Origin of the sequence: Sphingobacterium sp. E70 (assembly GCF_019285695.1) — a bacterium.
Taxonomy (GTDB): domain Bacteria; phylum Bacteroidota; class Bacteroidia; order Sphingobacteriales; family Sphingobacteriaceae; genus Sphingobacterium; species Sphingobacterium detergens.
Genome location: NZ_CP079104.1, coordinates 4,295,432 through 4,315,682, shown reverse-complemented (window position 1 = coordinate 4,315,682; position 20,251 = coordinate 4,295,432). Strand labels below are relative to the sequence as shown.

Below are 20,251 nucleotides of genomic sequence, written 5' to 3'. Positions count from 1 at the left end.
AGGTTACACTGGTTAGCACTAATTTTCATATGAAGACTTTAAGTTTATATCACCTATTAACTATCAATAAGGATTAATAAAAAATATTTTAATGAAAACATTTACATTAAAACGTTAAGCATTATCAAATAATTAACGTTTGAAAAAAAAAAACAATAGTATGCGCAGTGTTAATTTTAGTAACATTTATGTGACGAAGACACTTTCAAGAAACATTATATTGTCTCACTATCTATTTCATGGATACTGTTTTCTTTCCCAACCAAGTCAATAAAAATTCCAAATGGGCTCCATAAAAATTAGACTAACATCAAACCGTAGACTGCATTGCTTACGGAAATTATCATAATCTCAAATAGAAGGTATAAAGCAGGTCATAAAAAGCCCTAGAGCGGGAACTCTAGGGTCTTAGCCATATATTAACCTATTTTATGAAAAGTATTTGCATTATTAACGCATTATTGTGGCAACTTATTTTGTGCTATATTGAAAAAAATTAATAATTATAAAAAAATCCCATTTATAGCGCTATAAATGGGATTTTTCATACGATCCAAAATAAGATTTTGTTATTTGATCGTTACTGCAAAAGCATATTCATCTGGAGGAAGACATTGTGATGCATCACACGCTTGCCATTCCACACTACCTTTCACAGTTGCTGTTCCTTTTTCAAAGTCACCTTTTGTTGGAAGATCACCTCATTTGTAAAATATCCTACATCCATTTTAAAAACCTCCTCGTGTTTTACTTTCGGTTTTGGCTCAGCAGTTTTTCCGGCCAATACATAATCAGTCGCATTAGCAAATGTGAAAGAAGTCGGAATAGGTCCGCCATCCTTTACATTTTGCGAATAAATATGCCAGCCATTTTGAATGGTAGCTTTTACATAGACGACTGCCTCTTTGCTGTTCAGCTTTTTGCTAGCTACAGTCCATTTTACCGGTTTGTGAATCTGAGCAAAAGCGCCAGTTATCATAAAAATAACTGCAGTCATTAACAATACTAATTTTTTCATTTTTTTATATTTATTTTGGTTTATTACACGATGTCCATTCTCCTACCTTCATATCCATTTTCTTCTATATGTAAATATGACGATATAGAAAGACAAAAAACGCTACAACAATATTCGCTATAAACAATATAAAACACAACAACAGGTTGATAAAACAATAAATTTTATTGAAAACAATATAAAAAACAATACGATTTACATTTATAGAGCACGTTTTTCAATATTCTCGCCTTATTTTTTTGTGTTCTAAAAAATGAAAATAACAACTATATCACACTGGCTATACCACCCAAAATCTGTTATTATTTATTTAAAATCAGAAACAACAGATTTGTTACGTTGCAGTACCTGTCAAAAATCATCTTTGGCACAGAAATCGCATAATATAAAACTCATAATTTAGGTTAATAATTGGTTAGGTTAGACCGCTTGAAGTTCCCCGCTTCAAGCGGTTTTTTTATTATAAATCGTCATATTCAAATCCATACTGACACAGAGCTGTCAATATCCAAACTTATCTTTGACGTAGGATACAAAAAAACAGAACGACCTATCATTTGTTCAAAAGGATGGGTATAAAAACAAGGGCATTGTATAAAAATATTAAACTAATATATTCCAAAACAAGATGAACACACTTCAACAACTAAAATCTGAACTTGAAAATGAGTATCAGATCACGAAAAATTTTATCGAACTTTTTCCAGAAGGCAAAAATGACTATGCCCCACATGAAAAAAGCATGAAAATCATGCCCCTTGCGACCCATCTCGTAGAGGTATTTGAATGGCCAAGTACAATTTTGAAAACGTCTGAACTGGATTTTGCCGATGGTGGCTACAAGCCCACTATTCTATCAACGCGGGAAGACTTACTCCAGAAACTAGATCAAGATTATGAAGCAGGAAAAATAGCCTTAGAAAATGCTACCGAAGATGATTTAAATCCTGTTTGGACCATCAAAAGTGCTGGTCAAAAACTCGCTAGCTGGACAAAATATGAAGCAATCCGTCATTCATTAAATCAGATCACACATCACAGGGCACAATTAGGTGTTTACTATAGGTTGAATAATATCCCCTTACCGTCGAGTTACGGGCCTTCTGCCGATTCACAGAATTTTTAGTATGGTCCAAATAACTATTGTTTTTGAACAAGATTGCATAAAAACAGTCCGCGATCGACCTTCGTTTATGATCTAGGAACGTTTTTATATAATTTCGCTATGCACCCTATCCCAACCTGCGACGGACCTCAGTCGGGACGGTGTCAGGATGAATCCATGATATTTCCGTAGTGAGTCCGTGGTGAGTCCGTGTTATACTCGCTAAAACCACATTCACATGATGGTCAGACTACCCTAACATCTGCTCTCAGGTATGTTTAAAGCTCGATTCAGGCCGGAATGGCCCTCGAACAGTTACCGAAAATAGGCCAAATACTCGGACTCACTTGCTGGAAACGCGGTTTTTTGACGTGAAAACGTTAATATTTAAAAAAGACGCGAACTTAAAAACATAAGAAATCCGAATAGTAATCTAGAGTTTTTATGTATTAATTACTAGCCATTAATTGTCTATTAGCATAGTAAGATCTACTTTGAGTTGGGACAAGCTCATATTCCGAATAACTTCCTGCATTTATCAACCACGCTAAGAGTCAATATAATGGCATAATTTTTGAAAAAAATATCCACAAACCAATTAAATGGTATGCAAAATGGGCTAAAAATCCCATAAGCCAAAATATAGGAACAGTATATTTAAACCTTGAATATGATTATTTTCGGAACAAGAACAAAGTTACTACAAAACAGCTCCAATGCAGCTGTTGGAACTTGCAATTATTGCAACACAGCCGGATCCTTATATGCCTACAAACAGGTAAAATACTTCCACATCTTCTGGATCCCCATTTTTCCATACAGTACGGAGATTATTAGTGTATGTGATCATTGCAAAAAAGTAAATTACCAACGTGAGATTGATCCACAAACCCTTGCAACAATCCGTTCAAGTGGTATGCCGAAGACGCCTGTTGGATATTTTTCTGGATTAATACTCATCGGTCTTTTCTTTGGATCTGCGGCCGCAGCGGGAATATCCGGATCCATTAAAACAAAAAAATACCTGGAAAGTCCGGCCACTGGTGATGTATATGAAATCAAACGGAAAGAAAATGGGAAGTCCATGTACACCTTATACCGCGTTGCCAATGTCACGACGGATTCCATTACTTTCGACGTCAACGACTACGAGGCAGAGGGAACGAAAGGTCTTCGCAAATTGAAGGAACAACGCAGCGATAATTACTCAGAAAAGATTACTTTAGCCCGTGCAGAAGTGGCCAAAATGAAAGCTGACAATCAGATATCAACGATAGAAAGAAAATAGAACTGAAGCTTACGGACAAATCCGTTCTTACATGAAAAAACATCTTATTCTAGTAGGCCTTATCCTGCTGAAATTTATCATTCAATATCAATTGATAAGTCCGATATATGATTTACATCGGGATGAGTTCTTACATTTAGATCAGGCCAATCACTTGGCTTGGGGATATTTGTCCGTTCCGCCGTTGACCTCTTGGCTTTCCTACCTCATCAAGATTTTAGGAAACTCCGTGTTCTGGATCAAATTCTTCCCTGCACTGTTCGGAGCGCTAACCATTCTTGTCGTCTGGAAAACCATTGAAGAACTCAAAGGAGGTCTTTTTGCCTTGATATTTGGTACAAGTTGTGTTATTTTTTCGGTCTTATTTCGTCTAAATACCCTGTATCAACCCAATTCTTTTGATGTGCTGTCATGGACATTGATTTATTATTTTATCATAAGGTATCTCAACAGCGGACATCATAAATGGCTATACTTTATTGCTGTCGCCTTTGCTTTGGGATTTTTAAACAAATATAATATCGCCTTTCTAATTGTAGGGCTCATACCGGCTATTATAGCTGTTCCAGAACGTAAAGTACTATTCAATAGCAAATTTTATTATAGTATTCTAATTGCTTTTTTAATCATTCTACCTAATTTAATCTGGCAATACATGAATAATTTCCCTGTTTTATATCATTTCAAAGAACTTGCGGAAACCCAGCTCATCAATGTCAACAGATGGAGCTTTATCCGATCTCAATTTCTATTTTTTTCGGAACTTTTCCTGTTATCGGATTTGGATTATATGCTTTACTATGTTATCCTGCATTTCGAAAATATCGGTTATTCTTGTTGTCTTTTTTATCACAATTGGTGTTTTTCTATTTTTAAAAGCTAAAGATTATTACGCAATCGGTATCTATCCCATTTATTTTGCTTTTGGTGCAGTCTATATTTCAACACTTTTGGAGAACAAGGCTGAAAGAATTCTAAAACCTCTTTTAATTGCTCTACCTCTGGTTTTCTTTATTCCTGTTTATTTGCTGACATTCCCCAACAAGAGCCCACAATATATTGCGAACCATCCCGAAAAATACCGCAAAATTGGAATGTTGACCTGGGAAGATGGTAAGGACCATCAACTTCCACAAGATTTTGCGGATATGCTAGGCTGGCGGGAGCTCGCCCAAAAAGTAGATGACATTTATGGCAAAATTCCCAATCCACAAAATACACTCGTCCTTTGTGATAACTATGGTCAGGCGGGCGCGATAAATTATTATTCCAAACGAGGAATCCGTGCAGTCACCTTCAATGCAGACTACATCAACTGGTTTGATTTCAGCCATGAGTTCCGCAACTTGATTCGTATAAAGAATTCATGGGAAAACCAATCTGAAATGAATGAAACCGCTCCCTATTTTGTACAATCTATACGCTCAGATTCCATTACCAACGAGTATGCAAGAGAATATGGAACTGTGATTTTCACCTTCATCCATGCAAAAATCAATATCAACCAACGAGTCAAGAACGAGGTCGAACAAGAACAACGACAACATCTATTGCCCGTTAAATAATTACTTAATATAACGATCAGATGAAAACAGTATTATGGCAGGGAGTCGCTTTCCATTCCCTGGAGTATTTCAATATACAGGAAAATAATGACCATTATGTTGTAGTATCAAAAATTATAGGTTCCTATCAAAAGAAAATTTATTCGGTCGCCTATCAACTGATGATAAACAAACAGTGGGAGGTCGAGAAATTTCTTATTGATTCCGAGGTCAATATGACCCAAAACACCCTAACCGGAAAAAAACAACTACCAACTGGGAAATCAATCATTTCGACAATCCAGACTTTAAGGGTTTTCAATATATTGATATCTCTTTAACTCCCTTTACAAACACGCTACCAATAAACAATCTACAGCTTAAAATTGGTGATTCACAAGAAATAGATATCATCTATATCGACCTAATTAACAACGACATCACACCTGTCCGGCAACGTTATACAAGGACAGATTTACACGAATATCTGTATGAAAATATCGTCAGTGATTTTACAGCTCGTATCCAGGTGGATGAGAACGGACTGGTCCTAAACTATCCCGGTTTATTTAAAAAGATAGCTGGAAACTAATTTCAATCATCCCGAAATAAAATCAACACAAGCCTTCCCTCAACCTTGTCCTAACGATTTTTCTAATCAAAAAACAAATCGGTATGTGTATAGGCTCTACAGCTGTGCTACTAGATAACAGTGCCACTAGCATACATTTTTATTACCTCGGTTTACATAAAATATTTCTATATTGGTTCCGAGTTTTTCATGCTAAACCGACAAATTCTATTTGGCAAGCTCCTAAACACATAATTATTAAGAAATAACAAAAAAACTTTATGTATAAAGCTATTTCACTGCTCCTGCTATTGTCTGCTTTCTATTGGCCCGGTACAAGTTATGCGCAAGAAAAAATCATATCCCCAGCTGATCCCTTTTCCCGAACAACTGGAATCATCTACGGGTTTCTTTCAAATAGCCAAGGAGAACTCTCCTATACGATTGATTCCGACATCTCCTCAAACTCTCTAGACCAATGGGTACGTCAATCGTTATTCGGGAAGATTCCTAAAAGAAGGTGACACATGCTGATGCAACACTACGATTGATAAAAAAAAATGGTCTTTCCAAGGAAGGTTACGAGTTAACGATTGATAAAAAGGAATACAGATTTCTGCATCTTCGGATCAAGGGCTATTTTACGGGCTACAAACAATACAACAGCTGTATCTTTTAGCAAAACCCAATGGCAGTATTCGTTTGCCCTATCTGTCAATTAAGGATCAGCCGGCGTTTCAGTGGCGCGGTGTGGAATTAGATGTAGCACGGCACTTCTTCTCAAAAGATTATTTATACAAGTTTATCGATCTTTTGTCGTCCTATAAATTCAACAAGCTTCACTTGCATCTCACAGATGATCAAGGTTGGCGCATCGAGATAAAAAAATACCCAAAACTTACTTCACAAGGTGCTTGGAGAACGTATAATAACCAAGATTCAGCATGTTTGGCCAAAGCAAAAGATAACCCCGATTTCAATCTACCCAGCGAGCACAAACGTATCAATAATGGACGAGAAGAGTATGGTGGATTTTACACACAACAGGATATCAGAGATATCGTCACCTATGCATCGAGCAGACATATCGAGATTATACCTGAGATAGATATGCCCGGACACATGATGATCGCGACCAAAGCCTATCCCGAGCTAGTCCTGGACAGTGAAACTGCAGGCTGGGGAAAACAGTTCTCAGTACCAATCAGTCCATGGAAAGAAAGTAGTTATACATTCATAGAAAATGTACTTAGTGAGGTCATCGAGCTTTTTCCGTCCACTTATATTCATATTGGTGCTGACGAAGTGGAAAAAGATTCCTGGTCAAATTCAGCTATGGCCACAGCGTTTATGAAGGAGAAAGACATAGCCAATCTACATGACCTACAAAGTTATTTTGTAAAACGCGTTAATAACTTCATACGTTCGAAAAACAAACGCAGCATCGGCTGGGATGAAATACTTGATGGTGGTTCGGATACATCGATGACAGTTATGTATTGGCGGGGATGGGTAAAAATGCACCTCGTGAAGCAGTCAATCGTGGTCACCGTCTTATCATGACACCTACAAACCCTTTGTATTTTGACTACTTACCCAATAGTAGCAGCTTGGATGCCGTGTATAACATGTCTGTCATACCATCCGATATCCCAGGCAACAAATCAAATTTAGTTCAGGGCGCGCAGGCAAATATATGGACAGAAATGATCCCATCGACAGCTCGGTTAGAATTTATGATTCTGCCAAGATTGAGCGCATTGGCAGAGCGGGTCTGGACCAACAAATCGCTATATGAAAGCTATAGAAATAGATTAATCGCTCATTTTGGGCTCTGGAACAAAATGGGGCTACGTTACCGTATGCCAGATTTAAATGGCTTTGCCGATAACCAGGTCATCGTTGATGGACGATCCACGCTGAAAATTGAAAATGAACTCCCGGAAAATGCGATACATTATACCATTGATGGTAGTCTACCAACTCAGAAAAGCCCAGTATTAAGCGATTCACTTATTGTCAAAAACGAAGGTGCCATACGTTTCGCAACGATATCCTCTTCGGGAGCGAAAAGCGAGTTGTACCAAGTAAATTTCAAGAAAGACACCTGGAAAAATGGTGTTACCGAAGATGTAAAGAATATGCCTGCAGGATTGACCGCAACCCTATTTAACGGAACATTTGCAAACACAGGAGCAATAACAGGCAAAGCGGTACGCCAAGAGATTATCAAGAATATCCATTTGAGCGATACGATTAAAATGCCTTCTTTTGGTGCGAAAATTAAGGGCTATTTATACGTGAAAGAAAAGGGGATCTATAATTTCTATTTCACTTGCGATGACGGTGGAGTTTTACGTATACATGATCAAGTGGTCGTAGACAACGACGGACAACATGCTCCAATTATGAAAAGTGGACAGATTGCTTTAGAAAAAGGATATCATCCGATTAGCATCGATTTTATAGAAGCGGGCGGTGGTTTTACCTTGAAACTTCAATATCGTGTTAACGGTTCCAAAGTTATCGACATACCCGACGAAAATCTATTCCGAAAAAATTAGACGTCATGGCTGTTCCTCCTATAAAAAGGGACAGCCTAAATCATACCTTCCATTCTATCATCTTACTCCTATTCTCCTTTCTATAGAAACTGAAAAAGATTCAGCTTCGGATCTACATCAAAATCTTTGGTATTATCTATCGTTGTATTGTTGCACAATCAAAACTTTTGCTATCTTTATTTTACTTAGCCAGAGTTGTGATAATGACGAATAAAAAGCCATCTGGTTGAACCAGATACAACCAAGATAATTTGTTAAGATCAGCTCAAAAATATATTAACAAGACTATATGAGCTTTTTAAATTTCTTAAAAGGACAACATAATTTAAAGCAGATTGATGTCAGTGAGGACCAGGACTTTGTTGATTTGCAACTAACGATAACCAAAAACTGGGAGGATGAAAACCTAAATCATATTATCCAGGCAAAGGGTCTTTGGGGCAAAGAAACAGTCGGTATAGAAGTTTCATTTCGACGCGATATGAAATTAGGTATCGTCAACACAGAAGTAGACAAGAAAAGATTTTATCGAGAAGGGGTCAACTTTTATTCCATAGGGAATTGAGTGATAATTTCACTAGGGCTTTAAGTACCTTGTTTAAAACTGAAGCCAGTTCTTTCAAGATGCTTGACACTATAGGTTCCACAGCATTTGTACTTAGCGGCCAGCCGGAGTATTTTGACGAAGAGTATATAAAAACCAAAATTTTCTTTGACGATACAAACGAAAAGGATAGTTATGCAGAATGGTATGTGAATATCGACCTCAAAAATAGAATTCTTGAATTAAGGGAAAAAGATCAGGAATATCGAAAAAACATCATTAATGTGTTGACAAATAACTAGCTTTTCGAAAATTTAGAAATTAATACATGTCTATTCAGCCTTTAACACTTGAGTCTGACCCTATTCTATTCGTCAGTTATTGGAAAGCGAATTTGAATATTATAAATCAATTCGTCTAGAAGCAATTCAAACGGAGCCCACCTTATTTCGATGGAGCAATCCAGCAGAAAGCGATCTCTCCGATTTGGACTGGCAAGAGCGTATAAAATATCCCCGGATTGTCTTTGGACTTTTCAAAAAGACGACCTGATCGGGATGACCAGTATGTTATTATTAAACGATACTGAAGCATATTTTGGGCAATCTTTTATTCGCCCTGAACATCGTGGACAAGGGCTTTCAAGCCTCTTGTACAAAATTAGAATGACCTGGGTCAATACACAGCAGATCAAACGGCTCATCATCAGTCATCGGGAAATCAATACGATTTCAAAAAAGCGATCCTACGCGCAGGTTTCGAATATAGTCACCGGGAACTCGTACATTGGCTGGACGGCACAACTGGTTACTCATTGTACTACCGCTTAGAACTTTAACACAAATCTGATCTGATTTCGGAGATAAGCTCACAATAATCATTTCACTCGATTGAAAACCTATTGCGGATATAAAACCTCCTATATAGCAGCTGAGTTAGTCCCGTCTTTTTGATAAAGTGTGCTTCTGTAAGTGATACCCCATTTAGCTATTTCATCAATAATGGGACCTAATGTTTTACCACAATCAGTAAGTTCATACTCCACAGTAAGCGGCTTGGTATTCAAGACGGTTCTTCTGATAAGATGGTTCATTTCCAGATCTTGCAGTTCTTTGGACAGCATCTTTGCCCCGATCCCATCAACTTCCCGCAACAATTCCATAAAACGTAGCTTTTCAAACAGCATTAATGTCCCAATAATGTGGAATTTCCATTTACCTGCCAAAATCTCCATGCTGTCATTTATCGCCAATATCCGCGTTTTACAGCCGGTGGAGGAACTTGATAGTGCTTCCTTTTTCATTTTACTTGATCTCCTTCTATTGATTACAAAAATACTGAATTACAGCGTCACAGCGCACTATCTTTTGGAAAGTAGTTTCTTTAAGGAAACTAATACCAAAAATAAACTATCTATCATCTACCTTTGTATTCATAAATTAAAATGGCATGATTGATGCCGACGATACAGAACAATACAAACATCTTATTAAAAAATAAAACGATTAAAAATGAAAAAACAATTAATCTCGGGTTTAGCCCTTATTTTGTTATTCGCTTCATGTCAAAATGCAACTGGAGACAAAGCCAAAACAACATCAGCGCAAGAAGTGACTGAACAAAAAGGACAGACTTATACTGTAGAGGCTGACAAAAGTACATTAAAATGGACAGGTTACCACAAAGGTGGTTTGAATCCAAGATATGGTGTCTTAAAAAGTGATGGTACACTTTCAGCTGAAAACAATGCTATCACTGGTGGATCTTTCACCATTGACGTCAATTCAATTGTAACAGACAGCGCTTCTGTAGATCCTACTACTGCAGGCGGTAAAAAATCAACAGATTTGGATGCACACTTGAAAAGTGCGGACTTCTTTGATACAGCGAAATACCCTACAGCTAAATTTGAAATCACCAAAGTTGCTCCATTTGATGCTGCTCAAGGAAAAAGCGTTGTTGCTGATGCCACAAACACTGTCAGTGGTAACTTGACAATCAAAGACAAAACAGTAAACGTAACATTTCCTGCCAAAATTACTTTCAATGGCGAAGAAGTTACTTTCTACTCTAAATTTACGATCCAAAGACAAGATTGGGGACTTACTTATGGTACCGAAGGTAACCCTCAAGATTGGATGATCGCACAAAATGTTGACATTGAACTTAATGTTACAGCGAAAAACGCAAAATAAAATTTCTGATGGCTGATACAGCCTTCTAGAATTCTGGCTATAATCAAGTTGGCTCTTCTGTAAGCCAACTTGATTACTCTTTTCCCTATTTGTATCTTTAACCTACCAAATCCGTATTATTACCCATCCTGATCAGGCACATCGCATTAAATTCATGTGGATTCATCTCCTAATCTCGCAACTCCATTTTCTTCTTTAGACGCTGTTTTGCTTTTTTGATTGCTTCGGTAGATACACAGAGTAGTTCACTCATGCTACTGTTGTTTAGATCCAATTTTTGTAGAGCAAGTATGCGCAGATCGTTATCTGTTATTTTTGAATAGTTTTGTTTCATTTGTGCTAAATAACCCGGATGGACTTTGTCAAAAACATGCTTGAATTTTAGCCATCGTTCATCGGTCATGATATGTGTCTGCAACATTGCATTTAAGCTGTCGGAAACCTGAGCCATGTAAGCAGGATTTTGCACTGACACCTTCACAATCTCCTGTCGGAGCTGTTGAATAGTTGTATCATTTTGTTTGATCGTATTGGTAAATTCACCAAGAGAATCTTTTAAAATCAAAAGCTCCTGATCGAGTAATTGCTTCTCGTAACCTAGCTTGAGCCGATCCTTTTCAAGAAGGGCATTTCTCATTTTGATTTTTGCTTTGGATCTGTTTATTAAGAGCAATACAATCGCAAACACCAAAATCAAACAGAGCCCAACAAATTGATAAATCCGTTTGGTGTGAAGTCTTTTTCCTCAGCAGATTGGATAGTTCGATTATATCGCTCAGTCTCCCTTTGCCAAAGAAACCTTTGAATCTCTTTATCATTTATTCTTTTTCTAATGAATCTTTTAATATCAGATAGACATGTAATTGTTTGAGTTCTTCCTCCTTTTGATTTAAACCACGAGCAATATCAGATAACAATTTTGAGGCCTCCATCTTATATTTCAAGAAATAGGGCTTTTCCTCCATCAGGCTTATGCTGGTTACAGCATATTGCTTGGCCAGTTTCCATTCCTGAAGCACAATATACCACCTTGCCAGATTAAGGTTTGCTCGCATGGCATCCTTTCGTTCATTAAACCGCATAGAAAGATCGATGTTCTTCTGAACTAAGGCAATCGCTTTTTGCCGATCGCCTGTTTTCCAGGCCTGATCGGCTAGATTACCTGAGATAATGCCAATCCATACCGAATCCTTAGCCAATTTTGCCTCCGTCATCGCCCGATTGAAATAAGTGGCAGCCTGATGATTAAGCGAATCATTTGCTAGATACACGGCAATAGCATTGATTAGATCCACACGTTCTCTTGATGCTGCTTTCGAAAAAGGTAATGCTTCCTGTAAGTAATCAACAGCTATACTATGATCTCCAATATAACTATAAAAATTCGCGATGAACTGGTAATGCTTAACTACCAATGGTATTTTTTTAATGTCAATTTTGGATTTCAAATCATTTGCACGCAAGAAGAATGGAAATGCTTCCTTTACCTTCCGATAAACATAGTTATAATAGCCTTGTCGTGCATAGCCTATCATTTCCAATTCAATATTGGGATGCTTTTGAAGCAATTGCTCCGCAAGCCGATAATATTGATCAGAAACAGCATTAGTCCGATCAAACGCAATCGAATACCCATCTGCCATACGCATATAGTATCCCCATTTTAGTATACTATTATTTTTCTTATTAGCGAGCTTTAAAACAGGATCTAGTGCATTTTTCAATGCAATTGTATCCTTCCCAAAGTTAGCTGGAAATTGGAGGACAGCTTCCAACTGAAGAACAGGGTCTTCAATATGCGCTATTTTTTTCTATAGATTGCCCAACGGCTATATTCGTACTTTTTATCGTCAGAATAGCTGAACAACATACAAAATAAATAAATTTTCATTTTTAAAAAGGTCAAATTTTATTAAAATGGCTAACGGTAACAGGCCAACTCGTAATAGATATAATTTCCAGATCAGCCCTATTAAAATCTGACATTACCAAAATACAGTTGGGTGCGCCAATAGTTATCGGAATGACTTTTTAATTATTTAGCAAAATGGTTAATATGGACTCATAAAGCGAGGATATAGGCCCCGATTCACTGTCGTAAATATACAATTTATCCACGTAAGAGATCAATCTCTTTTTGTTAAAAAATTATTAGCACATTACGCCTATTTTTAGATTTGGTGGTACATCTATCTATTTTTATACCATTATCCAAATGTATTTATCTTTGTATATGGAGATATCAATACGAAAGGGAATATTAAGCGAATTACCCCAAATAAAGGAGCTATTTGCTGGGACTATTACTTCAATATGTCAGATTGATTATAATACAGAACAAATCGAGGTATGGAAATCTTCGATCAATAACGTTGACCGTTGGAATAACTTAATCATAAATCAGTATTTTATTGTCGCAGAAATAGACAAAGAAATCGTTGGTTTTGCTTCATTGGATCATGGCAACTATATCGATATGTTATACGTACACAAAGATTTTCAACGGCAGGGCATTGCACAACGGCTATATGACCACTTGGAGCATAAGTCTAAATATTTAAATATAGAGACATTAACAGCAGATGTCAGTAAAACGGCAAAACCTTTTTTGAACGTAATGGTTTTACAACAATTGCCAGACAGGTGCAAGTTCGGTCAGCCGTTGAAATTGTCAATTACAAAATGCAAAAGACTTTTTAACATCAACTGGTCTAGCTAAAGATCAAAACTTTTCACCATATGCTATGATTTTGGTTTCCATAAGCAAAAGCTGATGTTCAGCATTTTTTAATTGTGCTGTCGCCCTGCCATTTTGTGTATCTATGGTAATTTCCATTTCAGCCTTTATATTTTTATCGCGATCAAAAAAAGCCTTGAATTTTTTAAAAATATCCGTTTCATCAAATTCAAAATTTACAGCACAACGGTTTTGATTTTTATCATACCATTTGATGTATATATGCTGTGGAATTCCCCTTTTTCAACTGTTATATTTTGTGTTCTTTCATCGAAAACAAAACGTTCAGCATTAAAATACCGAAAAATAGCATCATAGGTTTTTATTTCTGGAGCGATCACAAACTTTGGGTTCCAAGTATAAGCTACGCCCAGTTTATTCCAATAATCATCAGGAACAGGTTGATTTTTTTTTGCCATTTGTATTGCCAAAGGAACGATCATTGTATCTGTCAGAACCTTATTGCGCCACTCCTGATTAAATAAATCACCATAAACCATCTCCTTATTATCAGAAACCTTCTGGTCAATATCGATTTTCTTCGCCTGATACTGACCTATTTCGACCTGACGATATCCTGATCCTCCTGCCCATATCACCAGTCCCCCAGCGGGTGCAAACCCGAAAATAATCTTGTTATAATGCTCCTCAACATCACTAGTTGCCCTTCTTTCTACATAAGGCTGTTTAAAAAGTGTAAGCAATTTGTTGTAATCTATTGCATCATGGAATCGGTAGAACGCATTCTCTGAAAACGAATACCAGGTAACATCAATTGCTTTGGGCAATGACATCATACGTTTATAGGTCTCGGCCCCTGCCTCCCCATTTTCCATGATAATTCACCGTATTTCCCTCACTAAATGTAAACTCATAATCCTCATCTTTCGGGAAGATGAATGTCCCTTTGTAGAGTTGTACCGGATAACCTGCTGGACTACTCATTGCACCAGCCCATTCAAATCGACCTTCTTTTAAATTATCTGCCTGATCCCGTCGCTCCCGTTCAGCTTCCCGAACTTCACGGCCAACAGTCGAAAAAATAGACACAAGCACACTGATTAAAATATTGCCCAAAAATGTTAGTATCAACGCTGTCCACGATCTTAGGCCCCAAACGAACATAATGCTGCTGAATAAACTCAAAAAAATACTCAAAATTAAAATCAATGGGAACATTTCAGAAATTACTCCTCCTAGATCAGCATAAATCTTGTGTTCATATTCATCGCCTAGTGTACTGACAAAAAGCAACACCGGTAACAATGTGGAAAATATAAAGTAATACAAAAACTGTAAATACCCTCAAAGACAATACTGGGCTGGTCAAATACATCAAATCGTTTCCGAAGCTTATTGAAATGAAAATAAATAAGGGTAATTACAAGAAAATAGGGAGAAACACAGAATGCCCCATAAACCAAGTTCATATCGGCATCTTGTGTTAACAACATTGCCAATAATCCCAAAAGAGTCACAACAAAGGCTGAAATTGTAGCTTTAAGAACCATGTATAGATTTTACTATTTATTGATCATAATATATTGCAGTATCCTGTCTACATTTTGCTTCAAATTCACAATTTGAAAAACAAGAACAACTTTACTCAAAAGTAATAAGAAATGAAATTATAAATACACAACAATTCATATTCAAAGCAAACCAATGCATATTCGTTCTATTTTTCAAACCTCTTAAGAGCTCCATGCTCGCAATGCTCAAAAAGAAAACAGATCATTTTGTTATCTTAGCCCACAAATAGAAAATACGAGTTATGCATTTGACGATTAGACCCGCACAACAACAGGATGCCGCAGTTGTACCTGAAATCATGTTACAGGCGATGGAAGATATCATCTTTCGTTTTATACAAAAAGAAGACAAAAAGAAGCAATTCGTTTTTTAACAGATCTTTTCAACAGACCGGAAATCTATATAGCCATGAAAATACTTTTGTTGCTGTAGATCCCGAAGGCAATGTCATGGGATCATTGACGGGATATAATGGGGATCATTTTATTGCGCTACGACAACCAATCCTGGAACTCATCCAAAAACAATACGCAAACGACCTAATCCCTGAACCGGAAACAGTGGGACAGGAATTTTATATAGATTCTGTTGCAGTATCCACTGCCGCCAGAGGTCAGGGCGTAGGAACTGAGCTATTGAAACATGCGATAAAACATGCCAAAAATGAAGATTTCAAACAAATAGGCCTATTGGTTGATTTAGATAATCCGAATGCCAAGAAGCTTTATGAACGCCTTGGTTTCACCTTAGGAAACAAAATGCCTTTCGTTGGTGGGGAATACTATCATATGTATATTCAATTTGTTTAGGTTAATCTACGACATCTAGTTCCTGAAAAACATCAACATTATTATTCAAATATTGGTTTCTTCCAAAATACCAAAAGTGTCAACTCAACAAATGGGGCAAAATAGAGCCCAGAACAATTTGATAGTCTATCTTATTTATAAATACCACAAAGATTAATATAAAAGATCTAAAAAGGAATTCTTAAAATTCCCTATTTTTGCACAGATCAACATGAAAAATCAACTTCATCGGCAACTCCGTATTTACAGATATGTTATCTATCGGGAAACGTTAATAGATCCCTGGGAACATTTCTGGTCTTTTATCGGTGCATTCGTAGGCATATTTATCATCGCTTTTATTCAATCACTTCATTTCCCACCATTGGAAAATGTGTTTCTGATCGGATCATTTGGGGCCTCCTCTGTCCTGGTTTATGGAGCTATACAAAGCCCACTTGCGCAACCTCGAAATTTAATCGGTGGTCATGTGGTTTCAGCGATAGCTGGAGTTACCGTAGCACAGCTACTCCCCGATATCATCTGGCTCACTGCCCCCTTTGCTGTAGCCCTGTCTATCGTATGCATGCAACATACCCGCACATTGCACCCTCCGGGAGGAGCGACCGCGCTAATCGCCGTAAGTAGTGGAACCAAAATTTCTTCCTTAGGGTATTGGTATGTATTGAGTCCCGTACTCTCCGGCTGCCTGATTTTATTTATAGTAGCACTTATTTTTAATAATATCACCAAAAATCGGCACTATCCTGTTAAAAGATCACGTTTACGGCGTTCACGGCGACAACATCTAAAATCACGATTTGAACGAACCAAAGGTACATCAACCTAATCTGAATTAGCTAACTCTATCGTACTATTCCCACAGTACGCATATCCATCTTGCTAATTCGTAGACATTATTATTTACGTCGATGTGGGATATGTTCCATTTCTCGTGGACTCTTTTCCGCTGTTCCTTCTTTTTGTCTGCCGGCACCGAATTTCCAACTAAAAGAAAGACTTACCGATCTGTTGTAATAATTGTTGGATGTTGTACTTCTGAATGAAGGCGACACCGCCATATTCCTTTGTTTCATAGCTCGTTGAAACGGATTACTTACTGTCAACACAATACTGGCTCTATCATTCCAAAGTTCCTTTTGAGCAGAAAATCGATAAGACCATTCGGCCGTATTCCGTCCCTGCAAAGTCACATAACCATTGCTATAGTCTCCTGAAATCTGAAGACTGTAACCTTTAGACAGACCATATGAACTGCTGAGATTAGCAGCATAAAACCCATTGCTATTCCTTACCTGTAACGCTGGGCTCCTAAACCAGACATAATAGAGTTCCAGTCCACCATTGAGCATCCAATTCGATTGCAGTTCCATGGATAGATTGACCTGTGCACCCAAACGTTTATTTGTCGCAATATTACTGGGTGTAGTACGTGAAATTCCGAGACTGTCGACGACAGTAAGCTGCTCTATCGAATTATTGTTGGTACTATAATAGACACTACTATTCAGATTAAAACCAGATGCTGCACTGTAATTGTGTCCCAATTCCACTACGCGAATCCGTTCAGGTCGCAATAGCGGATTTCCCGACAGCAGATTTCGCGGGTCACTGGCGTTGACATAAGGATTGAGATCCCATATCCACGGTCTACGTATCCGCTCTGTATAAGCGAATTTGAGTTCGTGATGGTCATTTACCTTTTAGCGACTAACAGAGTAGGCACCCAGTTGCCGAATTTAGATTTAAATGAAAGTGTGGAACTCCTGAAATGAGCCCCAATACTGTTGTTTCAAAACGAATTCCGGGCCTAATTGTCCACTGATCATCGGTTTCGATTTTTAAACTCATATAGCCCGCCAATATCGTACTGTAGTAATCCATTTTATCCGACCGGGATAGGATTTCGACCAACTCTTCACTTCCCGGAGCATGTTCATTATTGAAAACGGTATAAAGACTACTGGAATTACTTCGCTTCAATTTCATTCCCGTTTCAATGACATTTTTCCCGGTCGCATCTATCGGGTGCGTATAGTCTGCCTGAAAATCAAAGTCCCAGGAGTCACCTTTATTTGGTCCTTTCTCCTTAAAAGAGCTTACTCCGGACATTTCTTTTTGACTGGTTATGTATTCCGATCTATCGTTTGATCGGGCGGCCAGCCCAATGATCTGCAACTCCTGTGACTTGTGTCTAAATTTTTGAGATAATTCAGCGAGAGTTCATAATACTTTACCGAATTCTGCTGCTGACTAAACTGATTATATTCAGCATAGGTATTTTCATCCTGAAACAAGTTGTAAAGTGAACTATGCGCAGGCCAACTGCCATACCAATAGGACAGGTCTGCGCCAATTTTTTGCGAGCTGTCCGGGCGGTACACAAATCCTAGACTTGCAGACGCCCCCTATCCTTTTCAGTTGCATCATTGTGCTGTAAAAGTTCTCCGACCGATACCCCATTGGATAAGGAGGTTCTTTGCAGGGTCGACCTGTTTCGTTCTCGTTCAGCATTCATCGTTGCGTTAAAATTGAAATCAAACTTTTCAGTAGTCATAGCCCAAGAGCCACTTCCAGATTGATCCAAGTTACCTAAACTAACATCCAAACTTCCATGTGTTCCCCGGATGGATTTTTTTGTGATAATATTAATAATACCAGCAGCTCCTTCAGCTTCATATTTTGCAGATGGCGAAGTAATTACTTCAACAGATTTAATAGAACTTGCAGGAATCATTTTTAAGGCATCTTTCAAGTTCTTAGCCATTATTCCAGAGGGGATACCATTGAGCAGAACTTTAATATTCGTATTCCCGCGCATCCGCAATTCCCCATTACTCCCTACTGTTAGCAGAGGAACTTTCCGCAATAGATCTACAGCCGAACCGGCTTTATTACTGATATCAGAGCCCGCATCATAGATCAGCTTATCACTTTTAAAGCGTATCGGATTTCGCTTCCCTTTCACAACAATTTCTTCCAAGGATTGAAACTGACTGACAAGTCTGACCTCCAATACCTTTGATGAAGTTATCGACTTAGACAGGTGACTTTCATATCCCACATAAGTCACCAAAATACTTGGACTCTCAGTCTGCGGCATAACGAGCTTAAATCCGCCTCTCAAATCGGTAGTGACTGTCTGTAAAACTTTTCCCGCAGAAATCAGAGAGACTGTTGCATGTTCGATCGGAAGGGCATTGCTCGCATCGACAACTTTTCCTTTAATTTCATAAACGGCATTTTTCCCAACTTGATGCTGAGCATATAAAGAAGGTAAATATAGGATAGACACAAAAAGAATTGCAATTGGAAAATGCTTCAAAACACGGAACATATTGTTTGGATTAAATACAATACAAAACAATAAGACTATGTTCTTTTTAAAATTTTAATGAGGAATAAGGCGAATAAAAGGCCAAACGACCTTCATCATCAAATTAGTAGCTTTGGTCATTCTCTCTTGGGTAGAGATTTAATAATTGCCATCGTCCATCAGCCATACAATTGACTAATTGATCAGATAATATGGATGAACGATGGCTGGTCGAAAAATTTGCTTTCGTATGTAAATATTAAGCTCCTGGAAATTTACTCATATCCATATAAAATATCTCCCAAGTGTGGCCATCATAGTCTTCCACCTTTCTTAACTGCATAAAACCATGATCCATCATTGGCATTGGCTCTATTCCTCCTGCTGCCAGCCCTTTGTCAACAATTTCATTTACCCGATCCAGACTCTCCACGGAGAGCGCAAATAGTCCAGCGATATGACTTTTTGTATCGGCTATGGGTTTATTCGTAAAGGATTTAAATTTATCATGTGTCAAGATCATGACAAAAATATGTTCACTCCAGACCATACATTTAGCATCGTCATCACAAAATTGTAGATTTACTTCAAAACCCAATTGAGTATAAAAATCCATTGATTTGTTTACATCCGCCACAGCGAGATTAATAAATACCTGTTTCATCTTTTTAAATTTTTAATTGCTATTGATAACACAAACTTGCGCATTATGGTTTACAAAGATCTTAGCATAAGACAATAAAATTCGTCCCTGATCAAAATCCTCTATCAGTTGGCAGGAGAAGCTACAAAAGTTATATTTGTCTAAGTGTTAAGTATAATGTTATCATTTAATTATTAAACATGATCATCATAATAGCTTTCGGTGTTATTTTGCTCTTGCTAGGTTTATTTCTCGCATACGGATTATCCAAAGACAGCAAACTGATGCTCTTTGGCAGTAAAATTAAAGCTGATGTCATTGGATAGACAGTGTAAAAAGCAAGCGTTTTGGATATGTACATTATCCGATCCTCCAATTCAAGTA

27 protein-coding genes and 2 pseudogenes are annotated in these 20,251 nt (G+C 37.6%); 18 read left to right on the top strand and 11 right to left on the bottom strand.

The window, feature by feature from the left end:
• Positions 1-652: 652 nt before the first annotated feature.
• Complete coding sequence (locus KUH03_RS30410; RefSeq protein ID WP_306429219.1) at positions 653-1,018, bottom strand: protein-disulfide reductase DsbD domain-containing protein; 366 nt, start codon at positions 1,016-1,018, stop codon at positions 653-655.
• Positions 1,019-1,646: 628 nt separating this feature from the next.
• On the opposite strand from KUH03_RS30410, the gene KUH03_RS30405 reads away from it, so the two are divergent.
• From KUH03_RS30405 to KUH03_RS30350, 13 genes and pseudogenes are all read left to right on the top strand, one after another.
• On the top strand, positions 1,647-2,144 hold the full coding sequence (locus KUH03_RS30405; protein WP_223583587.1) for a DinB family protein: 498 nt from the start codon (positions 1,647-1,649) through the stop codon (positions 2,142-2,144).
• Between the two features lie 643 nt (positions 2,145-2,787).
• Entirely contained in the window at positions 2,788-3,411 is a 624-nt protein-coding gene (locus tag KUH03_RS30400; protein ID WP_373564512.1) for a hypothetical protein, read from the top strand.
• Positions 3,412-3,442: 31 nt separating this feature from the next.
• Positions 3,443-4,294, top strand: a complete 852-nt coding sequence (locus tag KUH03_RS30395) for a glycosyltransferase family 39 protein (protein WP_257088101.1) — start codon at positions 3,443-3,445, stop codon at positions 4,292-4,294.
• A 67-nt stretch (positions 4,295-4,361) separates the two neighbouring features.
• Positions 4,362-4,976 (top strand): hypothetical protein, encoded by a 615-nt coding sequence (locus KUH03_RS30390; protein ID WP_257088100.1) that lies wholly within the window; start codon positions 4,362-4,364, stop codon positions 4,974-4,976.
• Positions 4,977-4,996: 20 nt separating this feature from the next.
• The gene (locus KUH03_RS30385; RefSeq protein ID WP_257088099.1) at positions 4,997-5,296 is read left to right on the top strand and encodes a putative glycolipid-binding domain-containing protein; all 300 of its coding nucleotides are present in this window, start codon (positions 4,997-4,999) and stop codon (positions 5,294-5,296) included.
• Positions 5,239-5,547, top strand: coding sequence for a putative glycolipid-binding domain-containing protein (locus KUH03_RS49350; RefSeq protein ID WP_373564855.1), 309 nt, complete (start codon positions 5,239-5,241; stop codon positions 5,545-5,547). The genes KUH03_RS30385 and KUH03_RS49350 overlap by 58 nt, the downstream gene beginning before the upstream one ends.
• Before the next feature lie 260 nt (positions 5,548-5,807).
• A complete protein-coding gene (locus KUH03_RS30380; RefSeq protein ID WP_257088098.1) occupies positions 5,808-6,050 on the top strand; it encodes a hypothetical protein in 243 nt (80 codons plus the stop codon).
• Positions 6,047-6,205: a hypothetical protein gene (locus KUH03_RS30375; protein ID WP_257088097.1), complete on the top strand. Its 159-nt coding sequence runs from the start codon at positions 6,047-6,049 to the stop codon at positions 6,203-6,205. Before KUH03_RS30380 ends, KUH03_RS30375 begins: the two co-directional genes overlap by 4 nt.
• Before the next feature lie 71 nt (positions 6,206-6,276).
• A pseudogene (locus KUH03_RS30370) lies at positions 6,277-7,250 on the top strand (beta-N-acetylhexosaminidase); the annotation flags it as partial.
• On the top strand, positions 7,233-8,090 hold the full coding sequence (locus tag KUH03_RS30365) for a PA14 domain-containing protein (RefSeq protein WP_373564854.1): 858 nt from the start codon (positions 7,233-7,235) through the stop codon (positions 8,088-8,090). The pseudogene KUH03_RS30370 and the gene KUH03_RS30365, both read left to right, overlap by 18 nt.
• A 289-nt stretch (positions 8,091-8,379) precedes the next feature.
• Positions 8,380-8,655: a hypothetical protein gene (locus KUH03_RS30360; protein WP_257088094.1), complete on the top strand. Its 276-nt coding sequence runs from the start codon at positions 8,380-8,382 to the stop codon at positions 8,653-8,655.
• Positions 8,652-8,936, top strand: coding sequence for a hypothetical protein (locus KUH03_RS30355; protein WP_257088093.1), 285 nt, complete (start codon positions 8,652-8,654; stop codon positions 8,934-8,936). Before KUH03_RS30360 ends, KUH03_RS30355 begins: the two co-directional genes overlap by 4 nt.
• A gap of 150 nt (positions 8,937-9,086) precedes the next feature.
• Positions 9,087-9,464 (top strand): GNAT family N-acetyltransferase, encoded by a 378-nt coding sequence (locus KUH03_RS30350; protein ID WP_257088092.1) that lies wholly within the window; start codon positions 9,087-9,089, stop codon positions 9,462-9,464.
• Between the two features lie 89 nt (positions 9,465-9,553).
• Here KUH03_RS30350 and KUH03_RS30345 read toward each other — a convergent pair whose 3' ends face one another.
• Positions 9,554-9,937, bottom strand: coding sequence for a helix-turn-helix domain-containing protein (locus KUH03_RS30345; protein ID WP_257088091.1), 384 nt, complete (start codon positions 9,935-9,937; stop codon positions 9,554-9,556).
• Between the two features lie 208 nt (positions 9,938-10,145).
• Between KUH03_RS30345 and KUH03_RS30340 the strand changes: the two genes are divergently transcribed.
• Positions 10,146-10,829 carry a YceI family protein gene (locus KUH03_RS30340; RefSeq protein ID WP_120258966.1) on the top strand — a complete coding sequence of 228 codons (684 nt, stop codon included), beginning with the start codon at positions 10,146-10,148 and terminating at the stop codon, positions 10,827-10,829.
• Positions 10,830-10,998: 169 nt separating this feature from the next.
• Here KUH03_RS30340 and KUH03_RS30335 read toward each other — a convergent pair whose 3' ends face one another.
• Both KUH03_RS30335 and KUH03_RS30330 read right to left on the bottom strand, forming a co-directional pair.
• Complete coding sequence (locus KUH03_RS30335) at positions 10,999-11,466, bottom strand: hypothetical protein (RefSeq protein WP_257088090.1); 468 nt, start codon at positions 11,464-11,466, stop codon at positions 10,999-11,001.
• A 181-nt stretch (positions 11,467-11,647) separates the two neighbouring features.
• Positions 11,648-12,604, bottom strand: coding sequence for a hypothetical protein (locus KUH03_RS30330; protein ID WP_257088089.1), 957 nt, complete (start codon positions 12,602-12,604; stop codon positions 11,648-11,650).
• 440 nt (positions 12,605-13,044) lie between these two features.
• Here KUH03_RS30330 and KUH03_RS30325 point away from each other — a divergent pair, with 440 nt between their 5' ends.
• A complete protein-coding gene (locus KUH03_RS30325; protein WP_257088088.1) occupies positions 13,045-13,548 on the top strand; it encodes a GNAT family N-acetyltransferase in 504 nt (167 codons plus the stop codon).
• Positions 13,549-13,742: 194 nt separating this feature from the next.
• Here the strand turns inward: KUH03_RS30325 and KUH03_RS30320 are convergent, their stop codons facing one another.
• Both KUH03_RS30320 and KUH03_RS30315 read right to left on the bottom strand, forming a co-directional pair.
• Positions 13,743-14,402 (bottom strand): DUF2931 family protein, encoded by a 660-nt coding sequence (locus tag KUH03_RS30320; protein WP_257088087.1) that lies wholly within the window; start codon positions 14,400-14,402, stop codon positions 13,743-13,745.
• Entirely contained in the window at positions 14,368-14,856 is a 489-nt protein-coding gene (locus KUH03_RS30315; RefSeq protein ID WP_257088086.1) for a hypothetical protein, read from the bottom strand. The genes KUH03_RS30320 and KUH03_RS30315 overlap by 35 nt, the downstream gene beginning before the upstream one ends.
• Positions 14,857-15,374: 518 nt before the next feature.
• Between KUH03_RS30315 and KUH03_RS30310 the strand changes: the two genes are divergently transcribed.
• Positions 15,375-15,908 carry an N-acetyltransferase gene (locus tag KUH03_RS30310; protein ID WP_257088085.1) on the top strand — a complete coding sequence of 178 codons (534 nt, stop codon included), beginning with the start codon at positions 15,375-15,377 and terminating at the stop codon, positions 15,906-15,908.
• A gap of 211 nt (positions 15,909-16,119) precedes the next feature.
• Positions 16,120-16,737: an HPP family protein gene (locus KUH03_RS30305; protein ID WP_120258970.1), complete on the top strand. Its 618-nt coding sequence runs from the start codon at positions 16,120-16,122 to the stop codon at positions 16,735-16,737.
• 70 nt (positions 16,738-16,807) lie between these two features.
• Here KUH03_RS30305 and KUH03_RS30300 read toward each other — a convergent pair.
• From KUH03_RS30300 to KUH03_RS30280, 5 genes and pseudogenes are all read right to left on the bottom strand, one after another.
• A pseudogene (locus KUH03_RS30300) lies at positions 16,808-17,596 on the bottom strand (outer membrane beta-barrel family protein); the annotation flags it as partial.
• 22 nt (positions 17,597-17,618) lie between these two features.
• Complete coding sequence (locus tag KUH03_RS30295; RefSeq protein WP_257088084.1) at positions 17,619-18,086, bottom strand: outer membrane beta-barrel family protein; 468 nt, start codon at positions 18,084-18,086, stop codon at positions 17,619-17,621.
• Complete coding sequence (locus KUH03_RS30290; RefSeq protein WP_257088083.1) at positions 18,035-18,292, bottom strand: hypothetical protein; 258 nt, start codon at positions 18,290-18,292, stop codon at positions 18,035-18,037. The genes KUH03_RS30295 and KUH03_RS30290 overlap by 52 nt, the downstream gene beginning before the upstream one ends.
• Before the next feature lie 5 nt (positions 18,293-18,297).
• Positions 18,298-19,245 (bottom strand): TonB-dependent receptor, encoded by a 948-nt coding sequence (locus KUH03_RS30285; protein WP_257088082.1) that lies wholly within the window; start codon positions 19,243-19,245, stop codon positions 18,298-18,300.
• A gap of 238 nt (positions 19,246-19,483) precedes the next feature.
• A complete protein-coding gene (locus KUH03_RS30280) occupies positions 19,484-19,888 on the bottom strand; it encodes a VOC family protein (RefSeq protein ID WP_257088081.1) in 405 nt (134 codons plus the stop codon).
• A gap of 179 nt (positions 19,889-20,067) precedes the next feature.
• Between KUH03_RS30280 and KUH03_RS30275 the strand changes: the two genes are divergently transcribed.
• On the top strand, positions 20,068-20,193 hold the full coding sequence (locus KUH03_RS30275) for a hypothetical protein (RefSeq protein ID WP_257088080.1): 126 nt from the start codon (positions 20,068-20,070) through the stop codon (positions 20,191-20,193).
• Positions 20,194-20,251: the final 58 nt, after the last annotated feature.